Origin of the sequence: Leuconostoc lactis KCTC 3528 = DSM 20202 (assembly GCF_014651235.1) — a bacterium.
In the GTDB taxonomy this organism is placed as follows: Bacteria; Bacillota; Bacilli; order Lactobacillales; family Lactobacillaceae; genus Leuconostoc; species Leuconostoc lactis.
In genome coordinates this window covers 33,934-55,432 of the sequence record NZ_BMWM01000005.1, presented here as the reverse complement: position 1 = coordinate 55,432, position 21,499 = coordinate 33,934, and the positions used below count along the sequence as shown (strand labels likewise).

The following is a 21,499-nucleotide window of genomic DNA, read 5'->3' as shown; positions in this document are numbered from 1 at the left end:
AAGACATGACAATTCGATTTACAATGGATAAAATCACACGTGATGGGGAGCCAGTTCTCAGACAAGTTGCTGAGAAAGTACCTTTCCCACTCAGTGAAGAACACGCACAACTAGCAGAAGATATGATGACCTACTTGGTGATCTCACAAGATGAAGCACAAAACGAAAAGTACGGTTTACGTCCAGGGGTTGGTTTAGCAGCCCCACAAGTTGGCGAATCACTCCAAATGGCAGCTGTGTTGATCCCTTCATTGGATCCCCACGAACGCGATGATGAACCTTACTTTAAGGGCACAATCTTCAATCCCGTCATTATTTCAGAATCAGTTAAGCGTGCTGCCCTAGATGTTGGTGAAGGCTGCTTATCTGTTGACGAAGATGTGCCTGGTTTTGTCCCCCGCGCTAACCGGATCACAGTCCGTTATCAAAACGAACAAGGTGAAACCAAGACGATTAAGTTACGTGATTATCCTGCTATCGTTTTCCAACATGAAATCGACCACTTGCATGGCCACTTGTACTACGATCACATTGATATGACCGCTCCTTGGGAAGTCAACGACGACACAAAATATATTGATTAACCAAAAAGTCACAGGGTTGCCTGTGACTTTTTTGCTTGTTGCAACATCTTGTATTGCGTATCTGTGATGGCATAATGTACCATATCTACTATTTCACCTTTAATAATCTGTGATTTAAGTGCCACGCCCTCTTGCTGCATACCAATTTTAGTCATCACCCGACCTGATTTTGGGTTACGCGTGTCATGTTCAGAAAAGATACGTACTAATTGCAGCTGATCAAATCCCACCGCCAAAATGGCTTGTGCCGCCTCTGGCATGATACCTTGGCCCCAATAACGCTTATTTAAAACATAACCGATTTCCGCTTGCCGGTGCGCTTCATTGAGGCGTAAATCAATCGTCCCAATCATTTTTTGGTCATAGACAATCGCCCATTTTCCAATCGGATCCAGCATAAAATAACTTTGAATACTGTTTTCAATGACTTCCGTCACTGTTTTTACCGGTGGCACCGTGATAAAGCGGACTGTTTCTTCGTCACGTAAATAATCAAACATCGCCTCAGCATCATCCGGTTGCACTGGACGTAATATCAAGCGCTCAGTCTGCAAGGTACTAAAACCAGCCAATTGGGCTTTTAAACGCATCATCTATCTCCTCATAAAATATATTAAGTTTTACTATAACATATTCACTTTATTTTTTCATTTTTCATCATATAAAAATCATAAAAAAACGCACGGATTCCCCCATGCGTTTTATCGTCTTCATTCTGTTAATTCTTCTAACTTATCAAAGAAACTTTTCTTCTTTTTACCAGTCATGGCTTCTTGGAAGGCTTCCAAGGCCTTCTTTTGATCCTTAGTCATTGACGTTGGCACTTCAACAAAGATTGTGACATATTGGTCACCATTGCCTGTACCACGTAGACGTGGCGCACCCTTACCGCGCAAACGGAATTGCTTACCTGTTTGCGTACCAGCAGGAATCTTCAACTTCACGTCACCTTGTACTGTCTTAACTTGGATTTCATCCCCTAAGGCAGCACTCGTGAAACTAATCTTTTGTTCAAGGAAGACATCAGCACCATCACGTTCAAAGCCGTCCTTTGAAGGGGCAACTTGGAAGACCACGAACAAATCACCCCGTGGGCCACCGTTAACGCCTTCTTCACCTTGACCAGCCAGACGCATTTGTTGACCTGTTTCAACACCGGCTGGAACTGTCACCTTAATTTCATGAGGGCCATCACCACGGTTAAACTTGATGATTTCTTCCTTACCAGTAATGGCTTCTTCGAAGCTTAAGCGCATCCGGTATTGCAAATCTTGTCCCTTGCGTGGTCGGTTCGGATCAAAGCCGCCGCCAAACATTTGACTGAAAATATCACCCAAATCAGAGAAGTCACCGAAGCCACCTTGTTGGTAACCACCAAAGCCTTGGCCACCAAAGCCACCATTGGCGCCGGCTGGGCCAAATTGGTCATATTGGGCACGCTTTTGGGGATCGCCTAACGTTTCAAAGGCTTCTTGAACCTCTTTGTACTTTTCTTCGGCACCTGGTTCTTGGTTCAAGTCAGGATGATACTTTTTTGATAATTTTCGGTATGCTTTTTTAATATCATCTTGGCTGGCATTCTTATCAACGCCAAGACGGTCATAGTATTCTGTATTATTCAACAGCCCGCTCCTTTTCCATATTATGTACACGAACCGCATCCAACTGGATGCGGTTCGTTTATGCTTAAATGATCGTCACGAATTGCTTTGTCGTCAAAGGATTACTTCTTTGATGGGTCAACTTCTTCGAAGTCACCATCAACTGTGTTATCATCCTTTGGCTTGGCTTCACCTTCAGCACCTTCTTGTGGGGCAGCTTGTTGGTAAAGCTTCATTGCTAATTCTTGTGCAGCCTTAGCCAATGCTTCTGACTTTTCCTTCAATTCAGTCAAGTCAGCTTCAACATCGTCGCCGACCTTTTCCTTAGCTTCCTTCAATGCTTCAAGGGCATCCTTTGTTGCCTTCTTAGCATCTTCTTCCAACTTGTCACCCACTTCTTCAAGTGTGGCTTCTGTTGAGAAGATCAATTGGTCAGCTTCGTTGCGTGTATCAACGGCTGCCTTCTTCTTTGCATCGGCTTCTTCGTTAGCCTTTGCATCATTCATCATTTGTTCGATTTCTTCATCAGTCAAACCACCAGCGGCTTGGATCGTAATCTTTTGTTCCTTTTGCGTACCCAAATCCTTGGCAGATACAGAAACAATACCGTTACGGTCAATGTCAAATGTCACTTCAATTTGTGGCACACCACGCTTTGCAGCAGGAATATCTGACAATTGGAAACGACCCAAAGTCTTGTTGTCGGCCGCCATTGAGCGTTCACCTTGCAAGACATGGATATCAACGGCTGGTTGGTTGTCGGCAGCTGTTGAGAAGACTTGTGACTTTGATGTTGGGATCGTTGTGTTACGATCAATCAACTTTGTGAAGACACCACCCATTGTTTCGATACCCAATGACAAAGGTGTCACATCCAACAAGACAACGTCCTTCACGTCACCAGTAATCACACCACCTTGAACTGCTGCACCAAGGGCAACCGCTTCATCAGGGTTGATTGAGTGGTTAGGTTCCTTACCAGTCAACTTCTTAACAGATTCTTGTACGGCTGGAATACGTGTTGATCCACCATTCAAGATGACTTCATCGATGTCTGAGAATGACAAACCAGCATCCTTCAAAGCGTTCAAAACTGGTTGTTCAGCCTTCTTGATCAAGTCAGCTGTCAATTCATTGAACTTGGCACGTGTCAATGATGTTTGCAAGTGCAATGGGCCTTGGTCACCTGAAGCGATAAATGGCAAATCTATTTGTGCTTCAGTTGCTGAAGACAACGTCTTCTTAGCTGATTCTGCGGCATCCTTCAAACGTTGCAAAGCTAACTTGTCTTCCTTCAAATCAATGCCATTTTCAGCCTTGAATTGTTCAGCCAAGTAATCGATGATCTTGTTATCGAAGTCATCACCACCAAGGTGTGTGTCACCGTTTGTTGACAAAACTTCAAAGACACCATCACCTAATTCAAGGATAGACACATCGAATGTACCACCACCCAAGTCGTAAACAAGGATCTTTTCATCCTTATCCAACTTGTCCAAACCATAAGCTAACGCAGCGGCTGTTGGTTCGTTAATGATACGTTCAACTTCAAGACCGGCAATCTTACCAGCATCTTTAGTTGCTTGACGTTGTGCATCGTTGAAGTAAGCAGGTACTGTGATAACAGCCTTTTCAACCTTTTCACCCAAGTAATCTTCAGCATAGCCCTTGATGTATTGCAAAATTATGGCTGAGATTTCTTGTGGTGTGTAGTCCTTGCCGTCAACGTTGACCTTGTAGCCAGCTTCACCCATGTGTGACTTAATTGAAATAATTGTGTCAGGGTTTGTGATTGCTTGACGCTTAGCCACGTCACCAACTTGTGTTTCGCCATTCTTAAATGACACAACAGATGGTGTTGTACGACCGCCGTCTGGGTTTGTGATGATCTTTGGTTCGCCACCTTCAAGGACGGCAACTGCTGAGTTTGTTGTTCCTAAATCAATACCGATAATCTTTGACATGAATTAATTCTTCCTTTACTTTTTTAATCTTTTATTTTTAACTTTTTAAGGTGTGGTGCACACGCTGAATCACCATGACAATTGTTGTTATTTCGCCACGGCAACCATTGCTGGTCGAAGGACGCGATCTTGAATCATATAGCCTTTTTGCAAAACAGCGGCAATTTCATCAGACGCAACATCCTCTGAGGCAACACTTTGAATAGCTTGGTGCTTCGTTGGGTCAAATGCTTCTCCGACTTCACCCGTTGCTGAAATACCATTATCAGCTAAAGCTTGTACCAATGTCTTCAGTGTCATTTCAACACCTGTTTTAATTTGCTTTGTTACTGTATCATCTGCTTCAACTTGCAATGCGCGTTCAAGATTGTCAACCGCTGGCAAAACTGCGCCGGCCAATTTCTGACCATCATACTTGCGTACATTTTGCACTTCGCGGGCATGACGTTGTTGAATATTTTGAATTTCCGCTTGTGAACGCAACAGCTTGTCTTCTAATTCCGCAACCTTAGCTTCAAGGTCTGCAATTCGACTTGCTTCTGAGCTTTCTACTGGTGCTTCATCTTCTTGCAAAACATCAGTTTCTGCTTCGATTTGTTCCGTTACAGCTTCATCATCAACTGCGCCATCTTCTACAACGATTTCTTCGTCGTTCTTCATTGCTTCTTTCGCTTCATCTGCCACGTAAGTGACCTCCTAATTTATGTATATTCGAGCATCTTTTGGCTTAACGCTTCACCAAAGGCATCCATCAACAAGACGTTGCGCGCATAAGGCATCCGAATTGGGCCAAGCAATGCAATCACCCCATCCCCTTGATTTGGTACCTGAAAGGCACTCGTAATCAAGCTAAAGGATTGTAATAAGGGTTCATCGATTTCTTGCCCAATCTTAACTGTCACCTGATGTGGGACAGCTTTCGCCACACGTCGGATATCAGGCGCTGATGACAGAAACTCTAGCAAATGCTTCACTTTCTGTGTCTCATCAACATTTTCACCAAAATCCAACACATTCAGTCGACCACCAATATGCACATTATCGCCAATCGATCGCGCTAAGACGTCGCCAAACATTTGCAAGAAGGCAGCTGGTGTCTTAATCACCCGATTCATTTGCGTTGGCAACTCATCTGATTGCATCAGTTGCAACACTTCCAAAATCGGATGGCCAATCATCTGATCATTGATATACTTAACCATACTATCTAACGATGATATCGCCAACTCGCGTGGTAATTTGAATGTCTGACTTGTCACTTTACCGTCACTGGTTACCAGCACGGCAATTAACTGATGATTCTCCAACGGTACCAAACGGAACCCCGACACTTTGATATTTAACCCTTTTGGCTTCAAAATCAAAGCGGTTGCGCCGGTTAATTCTGATAGCGTCCGCGCAGCTTCATCAAGCAAGTCGTCAATTTCATGAAAAATCCCACGAAACGAATGCATCACCATCGCCACATCTTGCTGTGTTGCGGGACGTGTCGCCATGAGGTGATCGAGATAATAACGATAACCAGCACACGACGGTACTCGCCCCGCTGAAGAATGTAGTTTTTTAATCAGATCAGCTGACTCTAATACAGCCATTTCATTACGAATTGTTGCGGAACTCACTTTAATATCAAGCTGTTCCTGCAAACTTTTCGACCCGACTGCTCGCGCAGTGTGTGTGTACTCGTAAATGATGGCGCTTAAAATTAATTTTTGTCTTTCTGTTAGCATGCCATCGCCTCCGTTTTAGCACTCATAGATACCAACTGCTAACATCTATTATCATACACCCTTTCCGAAAGAAATGCAAGCATTTTAGCACTCTTTTTATGCGAGTGCCAAATAAAAAGCACTTAACGCTTGTTAAGTGCTTTAAAATACTGTCGTGTCGCCTGTTCATCGTGCTGTAACTGCGTGATTAAATCAGGTACCAACGTGAATTTGACTTCGCCGCGTAAGTAATGATGCCAAGCAACCGTCACCGCTTCCCCATAGATTTGTTGTTTGAAATCTAAAATGTTGATTTCAACAGTGATTGGTCGGGCATCACCAAATGTGACGTTTCGGCCGATACTTGCCATCCCTTGATACCACTGTCCAGCAATTTCAATCCCAACCACATAAACGCCAATACCAGGCAGCCATTCTAATTCTGGCGTTTGAATATTAGCCGTGGGGAAACCCAGCTCACGTCCGCGTGCTTCACCATGAACGACTGTGCCAGTCGTTTGATAAACACGCCCTAACTGGTGGTTGACTGTTTGCATATCGCCAGCGTCTAAAGCACGTCGGATTGCCGAAGAGCCCACTTTTTGATGTGCCTCTTCAAAAGGTGGTACCGTAATCACATCAAAGCGATTAGCGGCGTACTGATCTAATACTTGCATATTGGCCGTCTGTTGATCACCACCATAGAGATGATCAAACCCCGCAACCACAGTCGTTGGTTGTAAAGGCAATAGCACCTCATCGACGAACTGCTGGGGCACAAGTTGTGCCAATTGCGAGGTAAAGCGCATCACATACACGCGGTCAACGCCCAACGCTTCAAATAAGGCCACCTTTTGATCAAGTGGCGTTAAATAATGTAAGGGCTGCGTGAGGGTCTTAAACACCACAACTGGATGCGGATCATAAGTTAGGACCGCTAGCGGTACCCCTAACCGATCAGCTTCCGCTTTAGCTGCTTGTATCACTGCTTGATGACCCAAATGGACACCATCAAAAAAGCCCATCGTCACCACTTGAGGTTGCGATGGTTCAAAATTTTTAATTGGATAATGTAACGGAACGGTTTCTATCATAGTTATTCGTTTGTAAACACATAGCGTGATTGCCAGTGGTGTTCAGCAGCTTGATACGCATAAACTGCCTTTAATTCCCCTTGATAAGTTAACTGCAAATAAGTGTCGGCCGCTGGCCAGGTGGTGATTTTTTGCCCGTTTTTGACCGCAAACCACTCGTCATCCGTCAAAGCTTTCACCGGCCATGTCAACACCGTTTGAATGGGAACGACTAGCTTTAAGACATCTTCTCGTGGCAACGACGTGATCGTTTCTAACGGCGTTGCCGCTGACAAAGGCATCCCGCTCCCCATCGTTCGCGTTAAGCTGGTCATGGTCGCTGGGACTTCTAATTGTTTACCGGTGTCAACGGCTAGTGTCCGAATATACGTCCCTTTTGACACTGTTGCTTCAAAGTTAAATTTTTGCTGTTGTTGCTGATAACGCACTGCTGATGTCCGATGAAAATCATAAATCATGGCATCACGAACTGGTCGCGTCACAGTTTCACCTGCCCGTGCGTATTCATATAGGCGTTTGCCGGCGACTTTAACAGCTGAAAACATCGGTGGTACTTGTTGAATTGGCCCGTTCAATTGCGCAATAGCCTGATCAATGGCTGCGTCCGTATAAGGCGTTGTAATCGGTTGTTCGGCCACCACGTCCCCGTCAAGGTCTTCAGTTTCCGTTGCAAAACCTAACGTAATTTCGCCGATATAACGTTTTGGTCGTGCTTGTAATTCATCAATTAGTTTGGTTGCTTTTCCCAAAGCGACAACTAAGACACCATCAACATTGGGATCTAACGTCCCAGCATGACCGACCTTTTTTTGACCGACAGCGCGCCTTACTTTGGCCACGACGTCAAATGACGTGACTCCTTTTGGTTTATTGACGACCAAGATGCCGTCAACTGGATTATTCTTTTGCATCGATTTCCTCTTGCGACCGCCAGATATTTTGTCCAGCATAAACTGCACCATAGCTGACAAATGGCGTCGCCTGCGCTTCAAATAAGACATACACGCGAACAGACTGATCGTGCTGACGAACTGAACCAATCAAATCGCCTGCGTGTAATTGTTGCCCCGTACGATAAGATGCCAATCTGACATCCTGAGCCTTTTCATACATCACTTGCACGGTAACAGTCCCGTAACGCTCACTGCGAATTGTGATCGCCTGTGGTACCGCATCTGTGACAATCCCTGCCACTGGTGACATGATATCACGGCCGTTTGGAATCATCATAAAACCATGACGATTGTTTAACTGGTCATTATCGAGCGTAATTCTTTGCAGTTGTCCCGTGACTGGTGCCACAATGACAGGCAATTCCGATTGACGCGCAATCTGAACAGCATTTAATTGTCCGGTTGATGCCACTGTTGCGTGCTTGCTGGATGATATAAATAAATTTTGCCACCAGTTCATAGACTACCTCTCACTTAATTCCCACGACGTTGCTTAATATAAGCTGTCAACCGTCGCATACCCTCATCCAAATCTTCATCGGATGCTGCATAAGAGATCCGGATATAAGCTTTGGCCGCCGCACTAAAACCAGACCCTGGAATCACGGCAACTTTACCTTCTTTTGCTAACTGTAACGCAAATTCATCGCCATCGTCCCCTAAATTAGCTGGTAACTTGGCAAACACATAAAACGCCCCTTCTGGTGCCACTACATCAAATCCTAACGCAATTAATTGTGGCAAAATGCGATCACGTCGCTTTTTGTAAACATCACGCATTGCTTGTGGCGCTGTGGTCACATCGCGCAAGGCGACCAATGCGGCATCTTGAATAAACGTTGGAATGGCAAACGTCAACGCCCCGTGGACTTTTTGCATTTGCGCAATTACTTCTGCGGCCCCCAAGATAAAGCCGACGCGATAACCTGTCATCGCATGTGACTTTGATAAACCATTAATATAAATCGTTTGATCAGGAATAATTTCCGCAAATGACACGTGTTCTTGATCATAAGTCAGCACCGCATAAATTTCATCAGAAATCACCCAGATGCCATGCTTTTTGAACGTGGCAGCCAATGCCATAATTTCATCACGTGAATAAGTTATGCCCGTTGGATTTGTCGGGTAATTCATCAAAATCGCCCGCACTGGTACCGTGGCTTTGGCAATGGCTTCTTCAACCATTTCTGGTGTCAGCTTAAAACGATTAGGCGTGGTGTCAATGGTAATCCGCGTCCCACGCGCCAATTCTAGTGAGGTAAAGTATGGCCCGTAAGCGGGTTCAGGCATTAATAACCCGTCACCATCGGCCAACAAGGTATGAAGAACCACGTTGATGGCTTCACTGACACCCAACGTGACAATCACATTTTCTTCACCAGCATAATTTAAATGATAGGCTTGATTAAAATAATCGACTGCTGCCAAGCGTAATGCCCGTTCACCTTGGCTCTCGGCGTAGTGTGAACGATCACCTTCAATCGCCGCAACCGCTGCCTGTTTGATACGATCATCAACTGCAAAGCCAGGCTCACCAAACGTCAGCTTTAACACACCTGGAATATCGCGCACTTTTTCTTGAAAGCCCAATAACCGATCAGGTGCCATACCGGCAATGATTGGGTTTAAAGATTGTGGCAAGCTTGTCATTTTCGAAGTCCTCATTTTTTAGTCAAATTAATATAAGTCTATTCTAACACAAAAAACGCTACCCCTTTTAGAGTAGCGTTGAGATGTTATCATTTATTAATTTTCAGCATGTAACTTACGAATCAAATCTTCAATATGATTACCATATTGGACAGATTGATCACGAACAAAGCGTAATTCAGGTGTCTTGTAAACCGTCAAGCGTGCCCCTAATTCCTTACGGATCAAACCACTTGCCGCTTCCAAACCAGCTTGCGCTTTTTGCCCATCACTTGCCAAATCAGACAAGATTGAATAATAAATTGTTGCAATTTGCAAATCACCAGACAATTCAACACTCGTTACCGTCACGTCTTTTACGCGTGGATCATTGATCCGCTTAAGCAAAAGATCCGTCACGTCACGTTGGATTTCTTGTGCGAGGCGACCTGCACGTTGTGGATTAGCCATAACTTGTGCCCCCTTTTTCTTTTAATACAAGCGATAAAGTGCCAATTGGCTTACTTTATCTTAACTTCTTCCATGATATATGATTCAACAACATCACCGACACGAATATCGTTGAACTTTGATACTGTAAAGCCGAACTCGTAGCCCATCTTCACTTCGTTTACAGCGTCTTTACCACGTTGCAATGAGGCCACTTCGCCATCATAAACAACAACGCTATCACGCATGATACGAACCTTTGAGTCCTTGGTAATCTTACCTTCTTCAACCATCGCACCGGCAATAATACCAACCTTAGAGAACTTGAACAGTTCCTTAACGAGAACAGTTCCAATAACCTTCTCTTCATAAACAGGTTCAAGTTGACCCTTCATGGCTGCTTCAACATCATCAATTGCGTTATAAATGACGTTGTAGAAGCGAATGTCAACCTTATCAGAGTCAGCTTGCGCCTTGGCCAATGGTGTGGCACGAACGTTGAAGCCAATAATAATAGCGCCTGATGCTGAAGCCAAAGTGACATCAGATTCATTAATTGCACCAGCAGCTGTATGGATGATATCCACACGTACGCCATCGACTTCAATCTTCTTCAATGAACCAGAAAGTGCTTCAACAGAACCTTGCACATCCGCCTTCACGATAACTGGCACTGTCTTCATGGCCTTTTCAGACATTGTGCTAAACAATGTATCCAAAGTCACAACAGAACCTGAGTTACGGACTGCTTCTTGCGCACGCTTAGCACGTTCTTCACCGGCAGCACGCGCTGTCTTTTCATCTGCCATAACGATGAAACGATCACCAGCTTGTGGTACATCGTTCAAACCAGTAATTTGAACTGGTGTGGCTGGCAAAGCTTCTTCAAGTTCAACGCCACGTTCATTAGTCATTGTCCGGACACGGCCATAAGTGTTACCCACAACAATTGGGTCACCAACACGCATTGTGCCTTGTTGTACCAAGACAGTTGCCACTGGACCACGCCCCTTGTCCAAACGTGCTTCAACAACTGAACCACGTGCTGGCATATCAGGATCGGCCTTTAATTCAAGCACTTCAGCTTGCAACAAGATCATTTCCAACAATTCGTCAACGTTTTGACCAAACTTCGCTGAAATCTTAACAAAGATTGTGTCACCACCATATTCTTCAGGCACCAAATCATAGGCCATCAATTGGTTCATGACATCATCAGGGTTAGCCCCTGGCTTATCAATCTTGTTAACGGCAACGATGATTGGTGTTTCAGCCGCCTTGGCGTGGTTGATAGCTTCAATTGTTTGTGGCATGACACCGTCATCGGCCGCCACAACCAAAATCGTCAAATCAGTCACGTTAGCACCACGCGCACGCATTTCCGTAAAGGCCGCGTGACCAGGTGTATCCAAGAAGGTGATTGTCTTACCGTTAAGTTGTGTCTGGTAAGCACCAATATGTTGTGTGATACCGCCGGCTTCGCCTTCTGTCACGTTTGAGTTACGCAAGTAATCCAACAAAGTTGTCTTACCATGATCGACGTGTCCCATGATGGTAACAACTGGTGGACGTGATACCAACTTGTCTTCATCGATGTTATCTTCATCAAAGAACTTATCGATATCAGCGACGTCTTCTTCTTCCTTCACTTGCGCATCGATGCCATAATCGGCTGCCAAAATTTCAATGGTATCTGAATCCAATGATTGGTTTTGGTTGGTCACAATGCCTAACAAGAACAACTTCTTGATAATTTCAGCTGTGTCACGGTGTAACAACTTTGACAAGTCTTGCACGTTCATACCAATACGGTATTCCAATACTTGTGGTAGTGGCTGTTCCTTACGTTCAGTTACTGGCGTTACTGGGCCCTTCTTAGCCGCAATACGACGTGACTTCTTTGAACCACGTGGCTTATCGTTACGACGTGGTGTTTGTTGCCCAGTACCATTGGTATTGCGCTTACGTGAGTTATTGCGCGCTGAGTTGTTGCCAGATGCCAAAGCACCACCAAACTTACCTGCGCCAGCTGCTGGTGCCGTTGTTGTCGTTGCTGCCTTAGCCGCAGGCTTCTTAGCATCAGTTGGCTTCGCAGCAGCTTTTGCTGGTGCAGCAGGCTTCTTAGGTGCCTTAGCCGCAGCGGCAGTTTGCTTACGCTTTTCGTTTTCACTCACGTATTGCTTCAAGCTGTTATCTGTTTGCTTTGAGTAATCCACTTGGCCTTCACGTGGCTTAGTTGACCAGCTCTTCTTCTCGCGAATTTCTGGGCGACCACCAGTTGGTTGTAAACGTGAGCCAGGACGGCTATTACGGTTACCACCATTGTTAGGACGACTAGCTGCCGTACCATTTGGACGAGCGGCATTGCGTGTTTGTCCTTGACCATTATTTGGGCGTGCAGGACGACTTGACCGTGAACCAGCACCTGCTTGTGAGGCTGATCCTTCTGTCAATTTTGCCGCATGACGGCGTTGTGATGCGGGCAATTCCTTACGTTCTGGGACTGCCTGTTTTCGTGCAGGACGGTTTGAGCCTGAGAATTTCTTTTCTTCTGCCATTTAGTTCCGCTCCTTTTCTGAAATTAATTGTTTAATTTTGCGACTAAAACCGCGATCCGCAATCGCAAATACACTGCGATTTACGCCGATAGCATCGGTTAATTGCGCTTTGGTATAGTCTTGAATCAGTGTGACATGATAAAACGCTGCTTTATCAGCGAATTTTTTTGCTTGACTTTGGCCACCATCACTTGGAAAAAAAGCCAGTTGTACTTTATTGCCACGAATGGCCGTTAATGTGGGATCAGAACCCAATACTAACTTACCGGCACGCATGGCTAAACCAAGGAGATTTAAAATTTGGTCGTCTTTACTTATCACCAAACAACTCCCGTCGTGCTTGTTGATGGTCAACATAAGCGATAAGTTCGTCATAAAACTCATCGGGAATCTTCACCTCAAATGCTCTATCAAAAATGCGCTTCTTCTTTGCAATGGCTGTAATCTCACGATCCAAACCAATATAAGCACCGCGACCATTGGCTTTTGATGTGGGGTCTAAGCTCACATGTCCTTCTTTGTCGCGCACAACACGCACAAGTTCTTTTTTAGGAAACATTTCACCGGTAACGATGTCTTTTCGCATAGGTATTTTTCTAGGTTTCATAATATCTAGCGTGTCTTTGTGCCCGTTTGAGCAGAAACACGTTTCCTTTCTATCAGATTACTCGTTTGTTTCGTCTTCGACAACAACTGGTGCTTCCGCTACAAGACTGTTAGCGGCTTCAGATTCAGATTTGATATCAATCTTAAAGCCAGTCAAGCGGGCTGCCAAACGGGCGTTTTGGCCCTTCTTACCAATTGCTAATGATAATTGGTTGTCTGGTACAATGACTGTGACAGCACGGTCATTTTCTGGATCAAAAATCACATCTGTGACTTCTGATGGGTTCAAGGCGTTGGCAATATATTGCGCTTCGTCTTCCACCCATTCCACAATGTCCATGTTTTCGCCGCCAAGTTCGTTAACAACGGCTTGTACACGGGCACCACGTTGCCCAACCATAGCCCCAACTGGGTCAAGGTCAGCATCATGCGTATAAACCGCAATCTTTGAGCGATCGCCCGCTTCACGTGAGATACTCATGATTTCAACTGTACCGTCATACACTTCTGGTACTTCTTGTTCAAACAAACGCTTAACCAAGTCAGGCGCTGTCCGTGACACAAAGATTTGTGGGCCCTTAGCATTATTTTCAACTTTGTTGACCAAAACCTTGATACGATCACCCATTCGGTAATGTTCGTTTGGCATTTGATCAGCTGGTGCCATAGCTGCTTCTTGATTACCAGGCAAAGTCAAATACAAGAAACGTGTATCTTGACGATCAACTTCACCCGTGATGATTTCATCTTGATAGTCCGCAAACTTATTATAAATCGCTTCGCGGCTAGCTTCACGCATTTTTTGCACAATCACTTGCTTTGCTGCTTGTGCGGCCATTCGACCGAAATCTTTTGGTGTGACATCAAAACGAATTTCATCGCCTGGTTCATAGGCACGGTTAATTGCCAAAGCATCTTCCAAAGGAATTTCCGTATCTTCGTTTTCAAAATCTTCGTCTAAGACAACGACTTTGACTTGCTTAATGGCAACATTCCCTTTTTTAGTGTCAAAAACGGCTTCAACATTCTGTTCTGCATTGTATTGCTTCTTGTAAGCCGCTCTTAAGGCGTCTTCCAAGGCTTCAATCACAACCGCGCGTTCAATCCCGCGTTCAGCTTCAAGGGCATCGAGCGCGTCGACTAATTCTTTACTCATTCGCCTATCCTCATTTAATTAATAGTGTGCTTTCTTCCGGCAACGATTGCCAGCTTTGTATTGATACAACAATCAAAACCCTTTAACAACAGGACCAACCCGTTGCGTTAAAACTGGATATCCAGCACTGCTTTAGCAATTTCATCAAATTGAAGTGATAAGTCACCCTGCGCTGTTGACAAAACAATCCCATCATCAGTCACAGATTTCACTTTCCCTTGCCACTTCTTTTGGCCTTCTTTGGCTGCAAAGAGCGCAACTAGGATTGTTTCGTCAGCTTCCTGAGCCCAACGATAATGCCAAGGCTGCTTTAATGGCCGATCGGCACCAGGTGATGAGATATCCAATAAATATGCTTCCGGAATTGGATCTGGCTCAACCGTATCCAAAAGTTCATTAACGGCCTGGGTAAAGTCCGTAATGTCTGCCATCGTGATAAAAGCATGATCAGGTTTATCAACCATGATCCGCAAAATCTTTTGGCCACCTTCTTTTGTATAGGTTAAATCCCACAATAAATCGTTTTGTTCAACTAAGATCGGTGTGATCAATGCCGTGATTTCTTGTTCGACTTTATTTGCCATTTACCTACCCTCCTTTGATGAATTTGTATCTGTATTGCAAGCAAGTGCCAATTTCATAAAAAATGAGCCGGCCCCATATACTGTGACCCGCTCATTTACAATATCTATGTAAATTAACACTCTCTAGTATAGCGCAATTTTTAAGAAAGTGCAAACAACATGCTATTTTTGACCAAACAAAAAACCACATTGCTGTGGTTTTACTTGTGTGTGAACCTTTATGACCCCATTCGCTATGCTCATTGAGGCAGTCACTGTATTTAGCTGATGCTATAATAATTGACTTTTAACGCGCCCACGTAATGCTTACCGGTGTAAGTTACGCAATTTCAACGAAAACTTGATCTTACCAAGAAGCCTTACGCACACCAGGAATTTGACCCTTGTGTGCCAATTGACGGAAGTTCAAACGTGACATACCGAATTCACGCATGTAAGCGTGAGGACGACCGTCAATCAAATCGCGGTTGTGTACGCGTACTGGAGATGAATCCTTTGGCAATGCAGCCAAACCGATGTAATCGCCAGCCGCCTTCAATGCTGCACGCTTTTCAGCATACTTTGCAACCAAAGCTTCACGCTTTTGTGCCTTAGCAATCTTTGACTTCTTTGCCATATTACTTAATCTCCTTAAATGTTACAACTTTGCGAAGTTTTGGTGAGTACTTCTTCAACTCAAGACGATCTGGTGTATTACGACGGTTTTTAGACGTCAAGTAAATACGTTCACCAGTTTCATCATTTCCTAGAATCACGTGAATACGCATATCCTTACTCCTTAATGTGGTTTGTTAAAATTATTTGCTTGTCAATACAATTAGTTATTATACATGAACCGCCTATCTGTGTAAAGCGTTTTTATCAATTTTGACGAAAACCTGTTCGTTAAAATTAAATAATCCCTGCCCAACAACTCACGGTATCACGACTTAAAATTGCGCTTCAAGTGGTGGAACAACTTGCTTCTTACGTGAGACAACACCTGGCAAGTCGATCACGTTGTCAACCAATTGGCCATCAAACGCAGCTTCTACAGCAGCTGTTGCTTCACCTAAGAAAATGGCCTTTGAATTTGAATTCAAAATGTCTGTAATCACAAACAAGAAGTTGTCATAACCTTCTTCCGTCATCGCCGCTTCAATACCAGCTTGACGTGACAACACATCTTCAATGGCTACTGTGTTGACTTGACCAATGCGGAATTGGTGACCACCCATGTCAAATGACTTGGCATCGCCATCAATCAATTCCTTATCCGTGCGTGATGACAAATCTGTGCCCGCCTTCAACAAGGCCAAACCATAAGCTTCGTAGTCTTCAAGACCAGCAATGTCAGCCAAAGTCTTCAAAGCTGTAACATCAAAGTCTGTAGTTGTTGGACTCTTTAACAACAATGTATCTGAAATAATTGCTGAAGCTAACAAACCAGCAACGTCTGCTGGGATAGCCATTTGTGCTTGGTTGAATTCGTAATACAAGATTGTTGCGACTGAGCCCCATGGCTTAGCAATAATATAAAGTGGTGTTGCATTTGTAAAGGCAAACTTATGATGGTCATAAATACCCGTTACAGTGACATCAGCCAAGTTATCAACTGATTGCGCTGCTTCGTTATGATCAACCAAGACGACTGTATCTGTGTCCGCTGACGTCACCACCCGCGGTGCAGCAACCTTGAAATAGTCCAAAGCAAATTGCGTTTCCGCATTGGGTGTGCCTTGTGCAACTGCTTCTGTATCTTCACCAATTTGGTTTAAGAAGTAACTGGCAGCAATTGCTGAAGCAATTGTATCTGTATCTGGGTTTTTATGTCCGAAAACTAAAGTTTTAGCCATGCGTGAATGTCTCCTCGTTCAATATACGTTTATTTTAGCAGAAAAAAATTATTTTGTCCCAGCAATCGCCAAAGGCCGAACCAGCCAAGGCGTGCCGTTTTTCTTCACGTCCACAACATATTGGCCGTTACCCACACGTTGTGAAGGACTGTAGTCACTTAACTGCAAATCTTGTACTTGCCAGCGACTTGTCAAAATTTCTAGTGCGGTCACATCTTGATCAAACAATGTCGCAGCCGCCACATGATAAGGCACGGTCTTCTTTTGTGTAAAGATCAATAAGCCTTTATTGGCACGCTTTGAATGATTAATTTCAGCAACTGGCATGTATTTAAAGGCGCCGTTTTCCGCCACAATGGCAACCTGTTGATCTGGTGAGGTGACCATTAAGGCAGCCTGAATGGTATCATCCCCGCGAAGATCCATCGCCTTGACACCCGCCGTACGGACACCAATTTCTGGTACATCACTTAGCCCAAAGCGTAACCCAACACCATTGTGTGATAGCAAGAGTACATCTTGATCCGTAACGGTTGGCGTATAAGCCACATTGACAACCTGACTAGCATCAGTCTTGAGCTTAATGGCCATTGCCGTCTTCTTCTTATAAGCTTTAGGCACCATGTCAGCCAAGGTTGTTTGCTTGATGAACCCATCATTTGTCACGATAGTAAACGCCCCACCTTGTGCCAGATGATCAACTGCGACCACTTGGATCACATATTCATCTGGTCGCCAATTAGCTAGCTGTTGTGAGAAATGTTCGCCAGTATCTTTCCACTTGAAGTCTGGTAATTCATGAACTGGCCGGTAAATGACACTCCCCTTATTCGTGAACATAAACAAGTGTTGCGTGGTATTTAACTGACCCACAAAGACTGGCAAATCATCGTCAGCCAACCCATTGTCAGCATCTGATGCTTTATAAGAACGCAATGAGGCCCGCTTATAGTAACCATTACGGGAAACCAATACTTGGACATCTTCTTCGGCAATCGTAACCGCCGTATCAATGACCAAATCTTCCACTTCAGCTTCAATTTGTGAGCGACGTGGGGTGGTATACGTTTTCGTAATGGCTGTCAATTCCTCACGAATCACATCTTTTAAGGCTGATTCTTCTGTTAGAATCAAATTCAAATGATTAATTCTAGCGGTTAATGTCGCAAATTCGGCTTCTAATTGCGTAACGTCTGTATTAGTCAACCGATAAAGTTGCAAAGTCACAATCGCTTCTGCTTGCGGTTGGGTGAATTGGAACTTGTCAATCAAGTTTTGCGTGGCATCCTTACGGTTCTGAGAAGCGCGAATGGTGGCCACGACCTCATCCAAAATTGACAACATCCGAATTAAGCCTTCAACAATGTGTTGACGGGCTTGTGCCTTCGCTAATTCGAAGGCAGAACGCTTCAACACGACTTCTTTCCGGAAATCCAAAAATGCTTGTAGGCCTTGCTTTAAACTAACCGTCACTGGCCGTTGGTCATGTATGGCGACCATGTTGAAGTTGTAAGAAATTTGAAGATCTGTCTTCTTGAACAAATAAGTCAAAATACCTTCGGCATTCGTTCCCTTATTAAGTTCAATCACGATTGACATTCCCTCACGGTCTGATTCATCACGAACTTCCGCAATGCCTGCAACTTCCTTATTCAAGCGAATGGCATCGATTTTTGATACCAAGTTTGACTTAACAACTTCATAAGGTAACTCGGTAATTTCAATCTTTTTCTTCCCACCTTTAAGGTCAGAAATTTCCGTTTTGGCACGAACGACAATCTTACCACGTCCTGTCTTATACGCTTTTTTAATCCCGTCAAGACCTTGAATAATCCCACCAGTTGGGAAATCAGGTCCTTTGACATAGCGCATCAACGCTGATAACGGTGCCTCAGGATGATCCAACAAGTAAATTAACGCGGCATTGATTTCTTTTAAGTTATGCGGTGGAATTTCGGTGGCATAACCCGCAGAAATCCCCGTTGCCCCATTAATAAACAAACTTGGGATACGTGATGGCAATACAGTTGGTTCATAGGTCGTATCATCAAAGTTCAACACCATATCAACCGTTTCTTGTCCCAAATCAGCCATCATTTCGCCAGCAATCTTGGACAAACGCGCTTCGGTATAACGCATCGCAGCTGCTGGATCATTATCGACTGACCCGTTGTTACCGTTCATGTCAATTAACGGTTCACGCACTTTCCAATCTTGTGATAGCCGTACCATCGCTTCATAAATTGATGAGTCACCATGCGGATGGAAGTTACCCATGACATTTCCAACAGATTTAGCTGATTTACGATAAGGATGGTCATACGTATTACCATCTTGGTCCATCGCAAAAAGAATCCGCCGTTGCACAGGCTTAAGCCCATCCCGAATATCCGGTAACGCACGTTCTTGAATAATATATTTTGAGTAGCGCCCAAAGCGCTCCCCCATCACTGCTTCCAGTGAGAGTTCAGTTATACGATCTGCCATATATACGAGTGTCTAACAGCCGTCACACGATTAGACACATTTCCTTTCAAATAGAATGCATGCAAAGTTAGATGTAAAGGCCGCGCACAAACGTACGCGGCGACTAAGACTTTCGTCAAATTAATCCCAACAACGCAAAAATCAAGCGCCGTTGTCTTGTCCATTTTGCCAGTTCGTAATCACTGGTCCCGTTGATGCTGCTGACTTCGTCGCGACGACTGGTTTATTTTCATGCTGACGGGCTTTTTCAAACACGTCACTTGCATTTGTCGGATCACCATCAACCGTATCCAAAATTGAACCCGCTTCATCTAATGTAAAGTGAACATTGGCTTCAATCCAGTCACGACGTGGTTCAACCTTATCGCCCATCAATGTTGTCACGCGCTTTTCAGCCAGTACAGCATCATCGATTTTCACACGAATCAAAGTCCGTGTTTCAGGATTCATGGTTGTTTCCCATAGGAGTGGCGCATTCATTTCACCCAACCCCTTAAAGCGTGTCAATTCATAACGCGCATCACTTTGGCTCGTAATCGCTTCCAATTCGTCATTTGTCCACGCAAATTGGTCTGCCATTTTCTTTGACGCATATTTCACGCGGTAGAGCGGTGGTAAAGCAATATAAACCCGACCGGCCTCAATCAATGGTCGCATGTACTTATAAAAGAACGTCAACAAGAGTGTCTGGATGTGTGCGCCATCATCATCGGCATCCGTCATAATGATAATTTTATCAAAGGCTGTATCAGATACTTTGAAGTCATTGCCAACGCCACCACCGATGGCATAAATCAACGTTGAAATTTCTTCATTCTTTAAAATGTCAACCAACTTAGCTTTTTCGGTATTCAAAACCTTACCACGCAAAGGCAAAATCGCTTGGAACTTACGGTCACGGCCTTGCTTAGCGGAACCACCGGCTGAATCACCCTCGACCAAAAAGAGTTCATTACGCGTCGCATCTTTTGATTGCGCAGGCGCTAACTTACCCGATAATAGCCGTTCTTTTTGTCCCTTTGACTTCCCCGTTCGGCTTTCGTCGCGGGCTTTACGCGCTGCTTCACGCGCTTCTCGTGCCCGAATGGCTTTACGAATCAAATTTTGACCAAAATCACCATTTTCCATCAAGAAACGACTCAATGTTTCATTGACAACGGACTCCACAATACCGCGCGCTTCTGGTGTCCCCAGCTTATCTTTGGTTTGGCCTTCAAACTGCAAGAATTGTTCCGGCACACGTAGCGAAATAACGGCAGCTAAGCCTTCACGGACGTCAGTCCCTTCGAGATTCTTATCTTTATCTTTTAACAAATTGACCTTACGGGCATATTCGTTAAAGGCCTTTGTCCAAGCCGTCCGGAAGCCTACTTCATGGGTTCCCCCATCTTGCGTCCGCACATTGTTAACAAATGATAGGAGCGTTTCGGAATAACCATCGTTGTATTGCGCTGCAACTTCAACTACAATCCCTGATTGTTCGCCCTCAAATGTCATAACTGGGCCAATCGTGGCCTTATCTTCATTCAAGAAACCAACAAATGATTCTAACCCTTTTTCATAATGGTATGTTTCTACCCGTGCAGGTTGCACGCGTTCGTCCGTTAAGGTAAACTTCACGCCTGACATCAAAAAGGCTGATTCGCGCAAACGCTCAGATAACGTGTCATACTTATAGACTGTCGCACTAAATAATGATGGATCTGGCTTGAATTTAACCGTTGTCCCTGAATGTTCAGTCGTTGGCCCAAGATCACGGAGCGTACCAACGGGATGTCCCCCATTCACAAAGTCTTCTTGCCACTTGTGACCATCACGCACAATCGTGACTTGCAAACTTTCAGATAAGGCGTTAACAACCGATGACCCCACCCCGTGGAGACCACCAGAAGTGGCATAGCCGCCTTGGCCAAACTTCCCACCAGCATGCAACACTGTTAAAATAACTTCAGGTGTAGGTTTACCTGATTCGTGCATGCCAACTGGCATCCCACGGCCAAAATCCTGCACTGTTATGGCATTATTTTCATGGATTGTGACCCGAATATCATTACCAAAGCCACCTAAGGCTTCATCCACTGCATTATCAACGATTTCATAAACTAAATGATGCAAACCACGGCCGTCAGTTGAACCAATGTACATCCCTGGACGCTTACGAACCGCCTCTAAACCTTCAAGAATTTTTATTGAATCTGAATCATAGTGATTTTTTTCTGCCATGAATACTCATATCTTTCTTATTTTAAAACATTGTCATGATTGAACAACTGTTCGTGATCATGC

At 44.4% G+C, this 21,499-nt stretch carries 21 protein-coding genes; 1 reads left to right on the top strand and 20 read right to left on the bottom strand.

The window, feature by feature from the left end; all coding sequences use genetic code 11:
• Positions 1-5: 5 nt before the first annotated feature.
• Positions 6-584: a peptide deformylase gene (gene def / locus IE039_RS02690; RefSeq protein ID WP_010005143.1), complete on the top strand. Its 579-nt coding sequence runs from the start codon at positions 6-8 to the stop codon at positions 582-584.
• A gap of 8 nt (positions 585-592) precedes the next feature.
• Here def and IE039_RS02685 read toward each other — a convergent pair whose 3' ends face one another.
• The 20 genes from IE039_RS02685 to parE form a co-directional block, all read right to left on the bottom strand.
• On the bottom strand, positions 593-1,174 hold the full coding sequence (locus tag IE039_RS02685) for a GNAT family N-acetyltransferase (RefSeq protein ID WP_077283078.1): 582 nt from the start codon (positions 1,172-1,174) through the stop codon (positions 593-595).
• Positions 1,175-1,294: 120 nt separating this feature from the next.
• Positions 1,295-2,206 carry a DnaJ C-terminal domain-containing protein gene (locus tag IE039_RS02680; RefSeq protein ID WP_010005145.1) on the bottom strand — a complete coding sequence of 304 codons (912 nt, stop codon included), beginning with the start codon at positions 2,204-2,206 and terminating at the stop codon, positions 1,295-1,297.
• Positions 2,207-2,307: 101 nt separating this feature from the next.
• Positions 2,308-4,149 carry a molecular chaperone DnaK gene (dnaK, locus tag IE039_RS02675; protein WP_010005146.1) on the bottom strand — a complete coding sequence of 614 codons (1,842 nt, stop codon included), beginning with the start codon at positions 4,147-4,149 and terminating at the stop codon, positions 2,308-2,310.
• An 87-nt stretch (positions 4,150-4,236) separates the two neighbouring features.
• Positions 4,237-4,809, bottom strand: a complete 573-nt coding sequence (gene grpE, locus IE039_RS02670; RefSeq protein WP_189428691.1) for a nucleotide exchange factor GrpE — start codon at positions 4,807-4,809, stop codon at positions 4,237-4,239.
• A 41-nt stretch (positions 4,810-4,850) separates the two neighbouring features.
• Positions 4,851-5,879 (bottom strand): heat-inducible transcriptional repressor HrcA, encoded by a 1,029-nt coding sequence (hrcA, locus tag IE039_RS02665; RefSeq protein ID WP_010005152.1) that lies wholly within the window; start codon positions 5,877-5,879, stop codon positions 4,851-4,853.
• A 122-nt stretch (positions 5,880-6,001) separates the two neighbouring features.
• On the bottom strand, positions 6,002-6,952 hold the full coding sequence (ribF, locus tag IE039_RS02660; RefSeq protein WP_189428688.1) for a riboflavin biosynthesis protein RibF: 951 nt from the start codon (positions 6,950-6,952) through the stop codon (positions 6,002-6,004).
• Positions 6,953-6,954: 2 nt separating this feature from the next.
• Positions 6,955-7,863 (bottom strand): tRNA pseudouridine(55) synthase TruB, encoded by a 909-nt coding sequence (truB, locus tag IE039_RS02655; RefSeq protein ID WP_068852332.1) that lies wholly within the window; start codon positions 7,861-7,863, stop codon positions 6,955-6,957.
• A complete protein-coding gene (locus IE039_RS02650; RefSeq protein ID WP_010003869.1) occupies positions 7,850-8,365 on the bottom strand; it encodes a hypothetical protein in 516 nt (171 codons plus the stop codon). Before IE039_RS02650 ends, truB begins: the two co-directional genes overlap by 14 nt.
• A gap of 14 nt (positions 8,366-8,379) precedes the next feature.
• Positions 8,380-9,558: an aminotransferase class I/II-fold pyridoxal phosphate-dependent enzyme gene (locus tag IE039_RS02645; RefSeq protein ID WP_010003868.1), complete on the bottom strand. Its 1,179-nt coding sequence runs from the start codon at positions 9,556-9,558 to the stop codon at positions 8,380-8,382.
• A 96-nt stretch (positions 9,559-9,654) separates the two neighbouring features.
• Positions 9,655-10,008, bottom strand: coding sequence for a 30S ribosome-binding factor RbfA (gene rbfA, locus IE039_RS02640; protein ID WP_010000461.1), 354 nt, complete (start codon positions 10,006-10,008; stop codon positions 9,655-9,657).
• A gap of 50 nt (positions 10,009-10,058) precedes the next feature.
• Complete coding sequence (gene infB, locus IE039_RS02635; protein ID WP_189428687.1) at positions 10,059-12,545, bottom strand: translation initiation factor IF-2; 2,487 nt, start codon at positions 12,543-12,545, stop codon at positions 10,059-10,061.
• On the bottom strand, positions 12,546-12,866 hold the full coding sequence (locus IE039_RS02630; RefSeq protein WP_010000464.1) for a L7Ae/L30e/S12e/Gadd45 family ribosomal protein: 321 nt from the start codon (positions 12,864-12,866) through the stop codon (positions 12,546-12,548).
• Positions 12,856-13,152, bottom strand: a complete 297-nt coding sequence (gene rnpM, locus IE039_RS02625) for an RNase P modulator RnpM (protein ID WP_010003427.1) — start codon at positions 13,150-13,152, stop codon at positions 12,856-12,858. Before rnpM ends, IE039_RS02630 begins: the two co-directional genes overlap by 11 nt.
• A gap of 57 nt (positions 13,153-13,209) precedes the next feature.
• Positions 13,210-14,307: a transcription termination factor NusA gene (gene nusA, locus IE039_RS02620; RefSeq protein ID WP_010000466.1), complete on the bottom strand. Its 1,098-nt coding sequence runs from the start codon at positions 14,305-14,307 to the stop codon at positions 13,210-13,212.
• A 107-nt stretch (positions 14,308-14,414) separates the two neighbouring features.
• The gene (gene rimP / locus IE039_RS02615) at positions 14,415-14,891 is read right to left on the bottom strand and encodes a ribosome maturation factor RimP (RefSeq protein WP_010003428.1); all 477 of its coding nucleotides are present in this window, start codon (positions 14,889-14,891) and stop codon (positions 14,415-14,417) included.
• Positions 14,892-15,237: 346 nt separating this feature from the next.
• On the bottom strand, positions 15,238-15,507 hold the full coding sequence (gene rpsN / locus IE039_RS02610) for a 30S ribosomal protein S14 (RefSeq protein ID WP_010000469.1): 270 nt from the start codon (positions 15,505-15,507) through the stop codon (positions 15,238-15,240).
• A gap of 1 nt (position 15,508) precedes the next feature.
• On the bottom strand, positions 15,509-15,658 hold the full coding sequence (gene rpmG / locus IE039_RS02605; protein WP_010000472.1) for a 50S ribosomal protein L33: 150 nt from the start codon (positions 15,656-15,658) through the stop codon (positions 15,509-15,511).
• A 162-nt stretch (positions 15,659-15,820) separates the two neighbouring features.
• A complete protein-coding gene (locus IE039_RS02600; RefSeq protein ID WP_010003429.1) occupies positions 15,821-16,726 on the bottom strand; it encodes a manganese-dependent inorganic pyrophosphatase in 906 nt (301 codons plus the stop codon).
• A 48-nt stretch (positions 16,727-16,774) separates the two neighbouring features.
• Entirely contained in the window at positions 16,775-19,213 is a 2,439-nt protein-coding gene (gene parC / locus IE039_RS02595; protein WP_010003430.1) for a DNA topoisomerase IV subunit A, read from the bottom strand.
• A gap of 141 nt (positions 19,214-19,354) precedes the next feature.
• A complete protein-coding gene (gene parE, locus IE039_RS02590) occupies positions 19,355-21,436 on the bottom strand; it encodes a DNA topoisomerase IV subunit B (protein WP_189428686.1) in 2,082 nt (693 codons plus the stop codon).
• Between the last annotated feature and the right edge of the window lie 63 nt (positions 21,437-21,499).